We start from the raw sequence: 13,841 nt of genomic DNA, 5'->3' as shown, positions 1-13,841 counted from the left end.
GCAGATAATTTATTACAGTCAACTTTTCCTGACAGGAAAGAGTTGGCTTGCCAGACTCTAGTGCTGTCACGCTGTCACTTTAGTGACAATCTACCAAAGGATATCAATTCTTACCTTCCCAGCCTTTTCCTCTTTTTAGTGTACAGAGTATAATAAATAACCAAAAGAAAAAGGCCGTTATTAAATTCTTAAAATACATTCTTGCAGATGAATATTAGATTATTCCAAATGCAAAATAAGTATTAAGATTAATAACTGCCTCTTTTTTATATAAATATATAATATTTTGATTAGGGTGTGGTTAATTTTAAATTATGGTTCGTCAATTATTTGTATGGCTTTCGACACCCTAAGCTTAGTTTAAGTATAAAAAATATCGTTACGGCGTTTCTTCGTCCGTTGTCATATCAGACGGAGGAGGTGTTATTTCTTCGTCCGGATCCGGTGTTGGGGTTATGGTTTCCGTAGGTGTCGGTGTTACAGACGGAGTACTTCCATGTCCTTTCGGAGGTTTCGTTGGCGTTACATTTCCGTCATCGCCATCGTTTGCATCTTTCGTTTCACCGGAAGTATCTTCATCACCTTTACCGCCGGATGGTTTACCCGTAGGTTCTTTCATAGAATCATCTTTTGTATCCTTTGTATCATCTTCCGTATCTTTATCTTCTTCCGTATTTTTATCGGGTTCTTTCGTCGGTGCCTGAGTCGGTACTCTGGTAGGTGCCTTGGTTGGTTCCAATACATCTGCCAAATCAATTCCGTAATCCACAAGATTATCATAGCTGATCTGATCGGAATAATCCATGCTTGGTTCAAAATTAAAATATTCTTCTAAACAAAGGTTATTCTCGTATATATATTTTGCCAATGGTTTTCCAACATAACGAATATGCCAGGGCTCATAAGAATAACCGGTTATTTCTGTTTTATCTTCCGGATAACGGATGATAAATCCATATAAATGAGCATTTTCCGCCAGCCACTTACCTTCTGTTGAATCTCCAAAGGTCTCATCCAATCTATTATTTACTGAATCCGCTGATACATCAATGGCAAGTCCGGTTTGATGTTCACTGTATCCCGGTGTTGCGGAATATTTGGTGGTATGCTCTAACCCCTGTTTCTTGACATTATCCGTAAAGATATCATATTGTCTTTGATAAGAACGGTAGGCAGATACCCCGTTTAATATTATATTCTGTGCTTTGCCTCCATCAAAAAGCTTCTCTAAGGCATCCGCAGCTTCCTGCCTCATAAGTTTCTTTTCATCATAATAACTGAACGAAAAACTGACATCCGGAACAACTAAATCTCCAGGTATGTAATCAGAAGGCAATCGCAATTCCTTATTGACTAAAACTGTCATACTTTCCGGATTGGTATCCATCACCACATTATCATGATTGGTGATTACTTCCAGGGCTTCGTCTTTACTGTTACCCACTCCCGAATCTCCTGTTGCTTTATTTATATTATCATATTCCGAACCGCTTCCGGAATATGATGGATCATCATAGTAATGTTCAAAGGCATAGGTGGACTCACCTGCATGGGATAGTGATGTTATGGATGCATAGGTAATCGTGCACAATATGGCGAATGGTACACCCACAATAGCTACCCTTTTTAAATTCCTCTTAATCATACGTTTCTTTTTTTTATTTAACATACTTGCTCCCATTTTTTAACTGCTATCAAGCATAAATAACCTGACATTTACAAAGTACTAACTTTTATATCTACGATACCTGCCCAGGTAGTCATCAATATTATAACATATTTTTAGACAAAATGCACATTTTCATTAAATAAAACGACACAAAAATTAAAAATTATAAATTATCTGAATAAATACCGTTAAAATTGGTATATCTGGATAAGTTTATAATATTTTAAAATAAATATAAGTAATGATATATGTTATCTAAGCGCTGTTATCTAAGTGCTGTTATCTAAGTGCTGTTATCTAAGCGCTGAAATTAATTTATTAAAATTAATTTCAGTTTAGATTATTAATATTGATATTATCTAATAGTTGATTTTTTAACTGGTATAATTCATTAGACAAGTCCACATATACGTCATGAGGATTAACAAGTCTTCTTGTTTCATCCCATAAAGTATCCTGTTCTTTTAGACAATATTCCCGGATTTCCATAACCGACGGAGACTTATAAATACATTTTCCATCTTTAAATATAGGTTTTAGAATCTCTCTTAAAGTATAAGTACCCGCTTTCAAATAAGTCTTTTTCCAGGTTGCTAATGGATCGAACAATTTCAGGGGATTATCCTCAGAATATTTCTCATCCGCCATGGAAATCAGATCTGCTTTAATTTTACCGGTCTCTTTATCATAGATACGGTAAACGGTCTTATTGCCCGGATTAGTAATTTTCCACGGATTCTCAGAAAGTTTAATCTTAGGAATAAACTTACCGTCCTTTTTAATTGCCGCTAACTTGTATACACCTCCGAAAGCAGGGCAATCCTTGGAAGTTATCAGATTCGTACCGACACCCCAGGAATTAATAGCAGCCCCCTGTGTTTTAAGGGAGTCTATAAGGTATTCATCCAAATCACTGGAAGCTACGATAGAAGCTTCTTTAAAACCGGCTGCATCCAACATCTTTCTTGCTTTCTTTGACAGGTATGCCAAATCACCGCTGTCTAAGCGGATACCGTATCTCTTCGGCATGTTCCCGGCGTCTCTTAATTCCGTAAATACTTTAATTGCATTGGGAACCCCGGATCTTAAAGTATCATAAGTGTCCACTAACAGCGTGGCATTATTCGGATATAGTGCTGCATATTCGCGAAATGCCGTAATTTCATCATCAAAGCTCATAATCCAGCTATGGGCATGAGTTCCTAAAGCCGGTACATCAAATTTTTTAGCGGCAAGTACATTGCTTGTACCATTACACCCACCAATTACCGCTGCTCTGGCCCCATAGGTTCCTGCATCCGGTCCCTGGGCACGTCTTAAACCAAATTCCATAACAGGTTCCCCTTTGGCAGCATAACATACCCGGGAGGCTTTTGTGGCAATCAGGCTTTGGTGGTTAATAATATTCAAAACTGCTGTCTCTATTAATTGAGCCTCCATAATCGGCGCTATTACTTTTAATAACGGCTCCATAGGAAATACAACCGTTCCCTCCGGAACCCCATGGATATCTCCTGTAAATTTAAAATCGGTAAGATAGTTTAAAAAATCTTCGTCAAACATATTTAAACTTCTTAAATATGCGATATCCTCTTTACTGAAATGAATGCTCTTTATATATTCGATAACCTGCTCCAGCCCCGCACATATGGCATATCCGCTGCCGGATGGGTTGTTACGGTAAAAAACATCAAAAATTACCGTATCATTACTATTATTTTTATAATAGCCCTGCATCATCGTTAATTCATAAAAATCGGTTAATAAAGTTAAATTTTCATTTCCCATTGTTTACTCCTTTGTTTCCAGGCAGCTCATTCAGGTTTTCTAACCCTTACTTTCCATGAGTGTTTTTTATCCTTTCCATTATAACACATTATCCGAATAGTACAACCAATCGCAAAATATTTAATAATAGTTAAGAATTTCGTAAGCAACTTATATTTGAGATTAAGTGCTTAAAGTGATAAAAACATTATTTTCATTTATACTGCTTACAAAAATACTTCGTATTTTTTACAAGGCTGTGGTATAATATATAAAGCAAAAAAGAACTGTTACACATATTATTTGTAATTCAGGCAGTTTTGTATTAACGAATCATAAGAAATTGGGAGGGTTTTATGAAAACCATAATTACAGCACTGTTTTTACTTATATTTTTTATTATTAGTATACCTCTTTTTATTTTAGAAATAATTATAGGAAAAATCAATCCGCATTTAAAAGTTAAATCATCGCAAAGCATAGTGGTATCCGCCTTTCGAATTATATTATTTCTATGCGGTATTAAAAAAACCGTAATCGGTGTTGAGAATATTCCTAAAGATGAAGCTGTTTTATATGTTTCAAATCACCGCAGCTATTTTGATATTTTGATCGGCTATACTTCCGTGCCGAACCTGACCGGATTTGTTGCCAAAAAGGAAATGTCTCATATTCCCTTTATCAGCTTGTGGATGCGCTTTTTAAACTGCTTATTTTTAGACCGGGACAATGTCAGGGAAGGCCTTAAGACTATTTTAGAGGGAGTGGAATTAATTAAGAAAGGTTATTCCATCTTTATCTCTCCGGAAGGTACAAGAAGCCAGAAAACCGAAATGCTTCCTTTTAAGGAAGGAAGCCTTAAAATGGCTGAAAAAACAGGGTGTGCTATTATCCCTGTATCCATTAATAATACAGATAGCATATTTGAAAATCATATTCCATGGATAAAAAGAGCTCATGTAATTATAGAATTTGGCAAACCGGTATATCCCGGCGATTTGGATAAGGAAAACCGTAAATTTATCGGTTCCTATGTGCAGAATATTATCCGTGAAACCTTGAATAGAAATGCCGGGCTTGTGTAATCAGCTCTGGAAGGTAAAAATTTTTAGCACTAATTATACTGAATTTAAGGTTTTTAGCTCTTTAAAGAAAAAATGGTAGAATTAAATGAAAAAATAATCGGTAAAATCTGCATCGAGTATACAGATAGTTCTGCGTATATCTTTGGGTTTGGTATTTTGCCGGATTTCAGAGGGAAGGGCTATGGAAGAGCTGCTTTGCTTGCTGCTATACGTATGTGCCATCAAAATAATTTTTATGATATAGAACTTGATGTCGCATGCAAAAATAATACTGCTCTTAACCTTTATACCTCCTGTGGATTCGAATTACAGTCAGCCATGAATTATTATTGTACTCATTGATATATTTGATTAACCTGTCACTGATTACTGGAAACTGCCTATATATATTACGTCCAATTTGCCTTTGTGCAAGTTGGACGTATTTTTTATTGTTTTGAAAATTTCTATAAAAATCGGTAAGACAAACTGTATAGTACCTTAGGGTAAAGTTTTTCTCGCGTAAATGTGAGAGTAAAATTGACGCTATCCCTAGGTGTAAGCGGTGACATATTTCTATTGACAATTCTGGTTTATAATTATAAACTTATAATATGGTTTATAATTATAAACCATGGAGGGAGGTATATATCCACATGGAAAGTCTAAAACTTTGTGAAAGTGACTACCGTTTTATGCTGGTTGTATGGGAAAACGAACCGGTGGCATCGGGCCGCCTTGTGGAATTGTGCAAAGAAAAGCTCGGCTGGAAAAAGCCCACTACCTACACCGTACTGCGGAAGATGTGTGAAAGGGGATTATTAAAAAATGAAGCTACCATAGTAAGCAGCATTATTCCGAAAGAACGGGTACAGACTTTTGAGAGCGAACGGTTTGTAGATCAGGCTTTTGAAGGTTCTCTTCCCCATTTTCTCACCTCGTTCCTAAACGGTAAAACCATTTCTGAAAAAGAAGCCGAGGAGCTTAAACGCCTGATAGACGAACACAAGGAGGGATAAACATGGAAACATTGTTTTTAAATATATTCAATATGAGTATAACAGCAGGCTATGTGATCCTGGCGGTACTACTTATCCGTTTCCTTTTAAAAAAGGCACCGAAAAAGTACTCCTATCTGCTGTGGTCTGTCGTATTATTCCGCCTGATTTGTCCGGTATCCTTTACCTCGGTATTCAGCATTTTTCAAACAAAACCCTTTGATATGACAACAGCGCTAAGAGGTGGCAGGGCGGCACTGAAATATATACCCGAAAGGGCAGAATATACGAGCCCCAGGGAATAACTACAGGTATACCGGTTATGAATTCCATCATAAACGACGGTCTGCCTCAAACGGCCGCCAATTCCGGCACCGATCCCCTGCGGATATGGATAATACTCGGAACACTTCTCTGGTGTTCTGTTGCCGTCCTGCTTCTAACCTGCAGCATTGTAAGCTTCATCCGCCTAAAAGGCCGTATGGCTACTGCAATCAGGCTTAAGGGCAATGTTTATGAATCCGACAAAATCCGCTCCCCCTTTATTTTGGGTTTTGTAAAGCCCAAAATATATATTCCTTTCGGCCTTACCGGTCAGGAACAGATTTATATACTAAAACATGAAGCTTATCATTTAAAACGGAAAGACCACCTGATGAAAGCGTTAAGTTTTTATGTAATGGTCCTGCATTGGTTTAACCCTCTTGTCTGGCTTGCTTTCACCCGGATGACAAAAGACATGGAAATGAGCTGTGATGAAAAGGTACTGACGGAAACCGGTACGGGTATCATTCACGAATACAGTGCTTCTCTGCTTTCCTTTGCCGCAAATCGGCGGTTTCCTGCGGCAAATCCTCTGGCCTTTGGTGAGTCGGGTATTCGAGAACGGATTAATAACGTTCTGCATTTTAGTAAGCCGAAAAAATGGATAATCCTTCTCGCTACCTTTCTCTGTATTACCACTGTGGCTACCTGTGCTGCAAACCCGGAGGAAAAGACGGAATCAGGGGAACATTACGAAAATCTATACGGCAATTATGCATTTGAAAAGCAGATTTATATGAATCCGCTCAGTTCCTTTATAGCTTTGGACGGGTATAAGGAATACTATACACTTACAAAAGACCACCTTATCGTCACCAGTGAAACCGGTAGCCAGCAGATATTTGATATTGACTATGAACCGGCTGTGGTAGAGGAAGAAGAATTCAAAAACAGCTTTTTATTTAAAAGTACAGGGTTTCCTAATATTTCTTCCTACCAGGAACTGCGCCAGTACACACTGAAAAATTCGGATCATTCAGCCGTCTGCCGTATCTATCTGCTAGACGGTGATATATGGCTGGCGTGGTTACACGGGAATACAAATACAGAGAAAAATGAATATATTTGGAGTATTTATAAAATCAAAAAAATTACCAATAATATTCCGGTAATAACCTCCATATCGGGAACTCAGGACGGTGTCTCAGAATTTTTATCCCTGAACAGGGATTATGTATCAGGCTATGAGGCCGATAAGTGCTATAACATTACTACAGAATATGTGAAAGAAAATTCCGGTTATCAGGTTTTTAAATATAATACTTCCTGTGCTTCTTTCCTCCTGTACGAAGATAAAATCTATCCGCTTGGCGAATGGTTTGGCGGATTTGGCGTAACCAGCATGGCCCTTGGGGATTTAAACGGTGACAGGAAACCGGAATTGTATTTTACCTATTCCTATGGTTCCGGGCTCCACCGTTCCCATGTCGGCTATTTTGACCCTGTTGAAAAGCAGGTAGTAACTGTTGATTACACCCGTCTGGATGGAGATATGCTGGTTACCTGCACGGCAGGCAGCGGCCTGTCCTTATATGCTGCCGATTTATCTGTCCTGAAGGATTTTGTGAATTTTACGGTTGAAGGATCAGACTTTATTACAGATATTATTTATAAAAACGAAAAAATTATAATAGATCCCATAACATAATAATCCATGTATTATCGAGCAGGGAGCGGATAAAATGGCGTATTTACGAGCATATTATTGGAATAAGGGAAATATACCGGAACTGGTAAGAGAATAGAAGAGGGCCGTCTTGTACAATTCTAAGGCTTGAACTTTTAAATAATTAATGATACAATATTACCACTGTATTAATGAGGGAAGGAGGTACATACATGAAACCCGCTGTAATAATTCTGTTAATTGTTTTGGCTGTCGTAATCGGAGCACTGATTTTTTTAGTTATTTATGGACGTAAACTTCAGAAAAGATCAGAAGAATCCCAGGCACAAATGAAAGCTGGTGCACAGACAGTCTCAATTTTAGTTATAGATAAAAAGCGCATGAAACTTAAGGAAGCGAATCTTCCGAAAATTGTTTTAGATCAAACGCCAAGATATCTGCGTGGCTCCAAGGTGCCTATTGTGAAAGCGAAAATCGGGCCAAAGATAATGACTTTAATGTGTGATGAAAAGGTATTTGATTTAATCCCGGTTAAAAAGGAAGTAAAAGCAGTTATGAATGGTATTTATATCATGGATGTAAAAGGTCTGCGCTCTAATTTAGATGTGAAACCGGTAAAACAAAAATTCTTCCAAAGAATGAAAAATAATTTATTAAATAAAGCAAAATCAAAATAATATACTAAAGAAGAGGTTATTGCGTCTTTACGTTGACTGCAGGAGTACTTGCATCATGATATAAAGACGTGATAACCTCTTATTTTTATCCAATTTTTTTGGAACTAATTTTTAATTGTATCTGACAATCTGAAATAAAGGAATAATTAATATCCAGTCCATAATTTATCTCTGCGGTTATTTTATCCTCTTCTTCCGTAACTTTTATCTGTGACGTATAGATACCAACCTGAAGTTCACCATATGGAGTCTGGTAGTAAGTAGTATTCTTGGAATTCTCCTCAAATACCATGTGTACATTATTTGCGCCACGTTTTATGATATCGATTTGTTTCTCTGCTATTTTTATAGTACAGTTTGAAACTCCCTCCATATCTTCAAGAATTTCTTCATATATAACATAATGCTTACCATTGCGGTTATAATACTCTCCCACGGATATTACTTCTACTGCTTCATCTTTATCTATCTCATATTGAAGTCCGGATATTGACACCAATACATCTTTTTTCATATTAAACACCTGCATAACACATCTATTCACAGATGTACTACTGCCACAAATAAAAAGAGTGAAAGTATGTGGCATTCCTTTCTTTAAGTATATTTTATTTCATACTGACGTAACATGGTCGCTTTAGCGACCGAAACAAAAATCGCTTTTTACTGCCTGTGGTCAACCTATAGAATCAGCAAAACTTTCTATATTAACATCTTTCGTCTCTACCACTTCACAAGGCAGAATTGTATTTGCAAATTTTTTAAATTTCTCAGCTCCGTCACTTACGTAGAATTTATGGTCTCCGGCCGGATTTATACTTTCTAATCCTTTCAATTCCAAAACTTCTTTTAACGTTCTGGCAGTTTCAAATGCCGGATTGACCAGTGTTACCTTATCCCCCAGTATAGAGCCGATGGTATGACGGATGAGCGGATAATGGGTGCAGCCCAAAACCAGAGTATCAATATCATAATCTGTCAGTTCATTCATATATCTTTTCGCAACTTCTACTGTAATAGGGTCGGTTAACCATCCTTCTTCCACAAGGGGTACAAAAAGGGGGCAGGCTTTTCCATATACCTTTACGTTGGGATTGGTTTTACTTAAATAAGTATTATAGATACCGCTGTTAATGGTACCCTCCGTACCAATAATACCAATCTTTCCGTTCCTGGTGGTTTCAGCCGCTACCTTGGCTCCCGGTTTCACTACTCCAATAACCGGTATGGATACTTCCTGTGAGACAGTCTCCAGAGCAAATGCACTTGCGGTATTACATGCAATTACAATTGCTTTTACATTTTTTGTCTGAAGAAATTTTACAATTTGCCTGGAATAAGTTATAATTGTTTTCTTTGATTTGCTGCCATATGGAACCCTGGCTGTATCTCCAAAATAAATAATAGTCTCATTAGGTATCTGCCTCATTATCTCCCTTGCAACGGTAAGTCCGCCGATACCGGAATCAAAAACTCCTATAGGAGCACTACAAGACATCCCCTTCGCCTCCTGCCTCCGCTGCTCTGGCAAATGCCAACTGCAATAACTTTTCGATTAATTGAGGCTTTCCGATACCTTTAGCCTCCCAGAGCATAGGATACATGCTGATAGAGGTAAACCCCGGCAAAGTATTTATCTCGTTAAATATAACTTCTCCGGTTTCTTTGTCTACAAAAAAGTCTACCCTGGATAATCCAAAACCATCCACAGCTTTAAATATTTTTACGGCATAATCCCTGATAATCTCCGCTGCATTTCCAGGAAGTTCCGGAGATAATACGGTTTTGGATGCTTCGTTATTATATTTTGCATCATAATCATAGAAGTCTGCAGCTGCAATAATTTCTCCCACACCGGAGGCTTTTGGTTCATTGCCTCCAAGTACGGCACATTCGACTTCCCTGCCATTTATGGTTTCCTCTACTAAGATTTTTCTGTCATGCTGTGCCGCCGTATGTAATCCTTTGATTAAGTCGTCCCTGTTAAAAGCTTTTGAGATTCCTCTGGATGAGCCCGCATTAGACGGTTTAATAAATACAGGATAAAGAAGTTTCTGTTCTATATTTTCCACAACCTGATTGATCTGCTCCAGATCTTTTTTCATAACCGGAACATATTTTGCCTGTCTGATTCCCAAGGTATCTACGATGATTTTCGTAAACAATTTATCCATGGAAACACCGGAGGCAACAACACCGCATCCAACGTAAGGAATCTTGGCCAGTTCAAGTAAGCCCTGAACCGTTCCGTCTTCTCCATAAAGCCCGTGGAGTGCCGGAAATACTGCATCAATCTTTTCTGACGACACTTTATTGCCATCCAGAAATAAAACTGCTTTTTGGGTAGCGTCCGGTGAAATAACCGCCGTTACGGACCCTTTTATCCAGTCACCTGATTTTATATCATCCACCGAGTCGACTTTAATCCATTTGCCGCCTTTCGTTATTCCAATTATAATAATCCGGTACAAATCCGTGTTAATATTCTTAATAATAGTAGTTGCTGAAACACAAGAAACTTCATGCTCCGAGGACTGCCCTCCAAACAAAACTGCTACTGTTTTTTTATTCATAATAATGTATCCTTTCTTTATACCCAAGAGCTATAAAATACAGATATGTAAACGAGTGCTTATAACTTATCAGAAACTACTATTTAAATTTCTGATAAAAACGCAGAATTTACGCCATACATCTGACTATCGGAACCTGATTTTGTTCCAATAGTATTTCAATTAGGCACTTAAATACTTTATTCATTTTACTATTTATTTCACTAACATTCAATAGCTTTTATGAATACTATTCCTATTTTTAAATCATGCTTATACTGTCACTTATTTTTCTTTGTTCTACATTAAAATATTAACCGATACCAGAATTGTTACCGGAATCGTCAGTAAATCATGAAATTTTATACGTTTTAAGCCTTTTTTTAGTATTCTGTATATGCATAAATACATTAACCTGTTCCTTTTATCATATGTATACATTTATTACAAATGTTTAGTTATCCAAATATTGGTAATACTAATAATAAATTGAATATGAAAGAATTTATTACATAATAATATAATTAGCCTGGTTTTCAGGCAGATGGGAGTTTTATGAATAATCATAGTATCAATCATTCATTGGCTTTACATAAGAAATGGGATTACAAAAGTTATTTTTACCGTGGCATTTTTGCTTTTAGTATTCTGCTTATTTTATTTTCCTTACTATTATTTAAGGCGCTTCATTCAGATGCCAAGGAAGAAGACCTTCAAAAAGGCATCGCTTCTCAAATCATTCGGTTTCATGTTATTGCAAATAGTGATTCCGCTGAGGATCAGGCTTTAAAGCTGGTAGTTAAAGGAGCTCTGACGGATGTTTTGAGACCAAAACTGGAACATGTAAAAAGTATTAAGGAAGCAAGAAATATTCTAAAAAACAATTTAGATGAAATGGTAACCATTGCTGACAGAATAATTAAAGAAAATGGTTACGATTATACGGCCTCTGCCTCCATTGAGAAAGGTTATTTCCCATTAAAAGTATATGGGACTTATCTCTTCCTCCCGGGGAATATGAAGCCGTCCGGGTCGAACTTGGTTCTGCCGCCGGGCAAAACTGGTGGTGCATCATGTTTCCCCCTCTTTGTTTCGTTGATTCCACCTATAGTGTAGTACCGAAATCGTCGAAAGATGAGCTGAAATATTTATTAACAGATGAAGAATATAACGCCGTATTTTCTAAAAACGATATGAAAATAAAAGTAAAATTTAAAATAATATCCATGATAAAAGATGCACTGAAAGATTAGAAAAAAGGCTGCTATTGCAAAGATCTGCTCCTGCGTTTATAATCATATTTACACCCATGCATACCGCAAGCCGGCTTGGGATATTGCCGAAATAGAACTTACACCCATCTTTTGGGCATAAATGTGAAAATAGCTGCTTTTGCTATTCCTCATAAGGCTCGTATCCGAGGCTTGTGGCTTAAAATACCTTTCGCGAGACAATTCATACTTACACAGCATGGCCGTTTAAAGGCCGCAAATGTTAAATGAAAAAGAACTGCAGAGCAGTATCTTTTTTATACTAAATACTACATAAAGAGAAACAGGAGCACTTATGAATTCGATAAAATTAAAAGCCCACGCAAAAATAAATCTTGGCCTGGATGTGGTGAGGAAACGGGAAGACGGATATCACGAAGTCCGTATGATTATGCAGACTATCGGTCTTTATGATAAGCTGACCATAACCCGTACCAATAATACCTCCATCGTAATGAATACGAACCTGCATTATTTACCTACAGATGAAAGTAATCTTGTTTATAAGGCTGTTTCCTTAATTCGCAGCGAATTTCAAATTGAACAGGGTGTTTATGTAAACCTGGAAAAGAAAATCCCTGTTGCTGCCGGTATGGCAGGGGGAAGTTCGGATGCCGCTACTGCTTTATACGGAATGAACCGGCTTTTTAGCTTAAACCTTACCAAAGCTGATTTGATGAAACTGGGACTTAAGCTGGGAGCGGATGTTCCCTATTGTATCATGAGAGGCACCGCATTATCTGAGGGTATCGGAGAAGTCCTGACTCCCTTACCTCCCTTTCCGGAATGTAATGTATTAATTGTTAAACCCGGTATCAGTGTCTCTACCAAATATGTCTACGAAAACCTGAAGCTGGATGAAAACACCAAACATCCCGATATAGATAGTATTATCCATTCCATAAGGGAAAAAGATCTTTATGGTGCGGTAAATCTTTTCAGCAATGTTTTGGAAATTGTAACGGAAAAAGAGTACCCGGTTATCCGTGATATTAAAGCCAAAATGCTGGAACTGGGTGCGGTGGGTTCGCTTATGAGCGGAAGCGGTCCAACCGTATTCGGATTATTTGATGATATTAAAAAAGCGGAAAAAGCATTCTACCAGTTTAAAATAAGTGATTTGGGAAAACAGGTATTCCTTACCGATTTATATCACCCAAGATATTAAGTTTTTATATTAAATTCTAATATTAAATTTTCATATTAAGTTTTTATATTACCTCTCCGATAATTACCATATAAAGTTAATTATTCTACCAAGGAGGGTGTAAGTTATGGGTTTAAATGGAATTACTTCTGCCGCTTCCGTATATGGAAGCACGAAAACAAACCAGACTAAGAGTAAGGACACAACAGGTAAAGCTGTAACCGATAGCAATCAGGAGACCCCATCTGCCGTTTATGAAAAAAGTGCCGATGAGGGGACAAAGAAAGTCGTTTATAAACAGGATACGGCTACTATCTCCCAATTAAAGGCGGATGCAGAAAAACGTACCAGACAGTTAAGAAATTTAGTGGAAAAGATGCTCTTAAAACAGGGTCAGACTTTTGATGAATCCACAATGTATCAATTATTAAGAGAGGGCAAAGTACCTGTAGATGAAGAAACTGCTGCACAGGCAAAAGCCGACATAGCGGAAGACGGTTATTGGGGTGTAAATCAGACTTCAGACCGTTTGGTATCTTTTGCGAAAGCGTTAACAGGCGGGGACCCGGATAAAATAGACGAGATGATTGATGCCGTCAAGAAGGGTTTCGAACAAGCTACCAAGACCTGGGGCGGTGAATTGCCGGATATCTGCAAACAGACCCTGGATACAACAATGAAAAAACTGGATGAATGGAAAAAATCCGCTGCCGGTCAGGATTCTGCCGCTGAAAAATAATCTTTT

General features: G+C 37.6%; 13 protein-coding genes and 1 pseudogene. 9 read left to right on the top strand and 5 right to left on the bottom strand.

Translation table 11 applies throughout. From position 1 onward, the window contains the following. Positions 1 to 379: 379 nt before the first annotated feature. Positions 380 to 1,669, bottom strand: coding sequence for a M15 family metallopeptidase (locus Ana3638_RS06145; RefSeq protein ID WP_202621573.1), 1,290 nt, complete (start codon positions 1,667 to 1,669; stop codon positions 380 to 382). Between the two features lie 330 nt (positions 1,670 to 1,999). Next, positions 2,000 to 3,457: a nicotinate phosphoribosyltransferase gene (locus Ana3638_RS06140; protein WP_161837243.1), complete on the bottom strand. Its 1,458-nt coding sequence runs from the start codon at positions 3,455 to 3,457 to the stop codon at positions 2,000 to 2,002. A 335-nt stretch (positions 3,458 to 3,792) separates the two neighbouring features. Here Ana3638_RS06140 and Ana3638_RS06135 point away from each other — a divergent pair, with 335 nt between their 5' ends. The 6 genes from Ana3638_RS06135 to Ana3638_RS06110 all read left to right on the top strand — a co-directional run bounded on the left by Ana3638_RS06135 (position 3,793) and on the right by Ana3638_RS06110 (position 8,126). After that, positions 3,793 to 4,521 (top strand): lysophospholipid acyltransferase family protein, encoded by a 729-nt coding sequence (locus Ana3638_RS06135; RefSeq protein ID WP_161837242.1) that lies wholly within the window; start codon positions 3,793 to 3,795, stop codon positions 4,519 to 4,521. Between the two features lie 72 nt (positions 4,522 to 4,593). Next, positions 4,594 to 4,863: a GNAT family N-acetyltransferase gene (locus Ana3638_RS06130; RefSeq protein ID WP_161837241.1), complete on the top strand. Its 270-nt coding sequence runs from the start codon at positions 4,594 to 4,596 to the stop codon at positions 4,861 to 4,863. Positions 4,864 to 5,156: 293 nt separating this feature from the next. Beyond that, positions 5,157 to 5,519, top strand: a complete 363-nt coding sequence (locus Ana3638_RS06125) for a BlaI/MecI/CopY family transcriptional regulator (protein WP_161837240.1) — start codon at positions 5,157 to 5,159, stop codon at positions 5,517 to 5,519. 2 nt (positions 5,520 to 5,521) lie between these two features. Beyond that, positions 5,522 to 5,803, top strand: coding sequence for a M56 family metallopeptidase (locus Ana3638_RS06120; protein ID WP_161837239.1), 282 nt, complete (start codon positions 5,522 to 5,524; stop codon positions 5,801 to 5,803). 17 nt (positions 5,804 to 5,820) lie between these two features. Beyond that, on the top strand, positions 5,821 to 7,470 hold the full coding sequence (locus Ana3638_RS06115) for a M56 family metallopeptidase (RefSeq protein WP_161837238.1): 1,650 nt from the start codon (positions 5,821 to 5,823) through the stop codon (positions 7,468 to 7,470). Positions 7,471 to 7,661: 191 nt separating this feature from the next. Then, positions 7,662 to 8,126 carry a hypothetical protein gene (locus Ana3638_RS06110; protein WP_161837237.1) on the top strand — a complete coding sequence of 155 codons (465 nt, stop codon included), beginning with the start codon at positions 7,662 to 7,664 and terminating at the stop codon, positions 8,124 to 8,126. Positions 8,127 to 8,211: 85 nt separating this feature from the next. Here Ana3638_RS06110 and Ana3638_RS06105 read toward each other — a convergent pair whose 3' ends face one another. The 3 genes from Ana3638_RS06105 to Ana3638_RS06095 all read right to left on the bottom strand — a co-directional run bounded on the left by Ana3638_RS06105 (position 8,212) and on the right by Ana3638_RS06095 (position 10,699). Further along, the gene (locus Ana3638_RS06105) at positions 8,212 to 8,640 is read right to left on the bottom strand and encodes a DUF1934 domain-containing protein (RefSeq protein WP_161837236.1); all 429 of its coding nucleotides are present in this window, start codon (positions 8,638 to 8,640) and stop codon (positions 8,212 to 8,214) included. Between the two features lie 162 nt (positions 8,641 to 8,802). Beyond that, the gene (gene murI / locus Ana3638_RS06100; RefSeq protein WP_161837235.1) at positions 8,803 to 9,624 is read right to left on the bottom strand and encodes a glutamate racemase; all 822 of its coding nucleotides are present in this window, start codon (positions 9,622 to 9,624) and stop codon (positions 8,803 to 8,805) included. Next, positions 9,614 to 10,699, bottom strand: a complete 1,086-nt coding sequence (locus Ana3638_RS06095; RefSeq protein ID WP_161837234.1) for a D-alanine--D-alanine ligase family protein — start codon at positions 10,697 to 10,699, stop codon at positions 9,614 to 9,616. Before Ana3638_RS06095 ends, murI begins: the two co-directional genes overlap by 11 nt. Positions 10,700 to 11,233: 534 nt before the next feature. On the opposite strand from Ana3638_RS06095, the pseudogene spoIIR reads away from it, so the two are divergent. The 3 genes and pseudogenes from spoIIR (at position 11,234) to Ana3638_RS06075 (ending at position 13,835) form a co-directional block, all read left to right on the top strand. Beyond that, a pseudogene (spoIIR, locus tag Ana3638_RS06090) lies at positions 11,234 to 11,931 on the top strand (stage II sporulation protein R). Positions 11,932 to 12,244: 313 nt separating this feature from the next. Continuing rightward, positions 12,245 to 13,117, top strand: coding sequence for a 4-(cytidine 5'-diphospho)-2-C-methyl-D-erythritol kinase (gene ispE / locus Ana3638_RS06080; RefSeq protein WP_161837232.1), 873 nt, complete (start codon positions 12,245 to 12,247; stop codon positions 13,115 to 13,117). A gap of 106 nt (positions 13,118 to 13,223) precedes the next feature. Further along, entirely contained in the window at positions 13,224 to 13,835 is a 612-nt protein-coding gene (locus tag Ana3638_RS06075; protein WP_161837231.1) for a hypothetical protein, read from the top strand. Positions 13,836 to 13,841: the final 6 nt, after the last annotated feature.

Source organism: Anaerocolumna sedimenticola, from assembly GCF_009931695.1.
Lineage (GTDB): Bacteria > Bacillota > Clostridia > Lachnospirales > Lachnospiraceae > Anaerocolumna > Anaerocolumna sedimenticola.
Note: the sequence above shows the minus strand (reverse complement) of the source record. Positions and strands in the feature narration are given on the sequence as shown.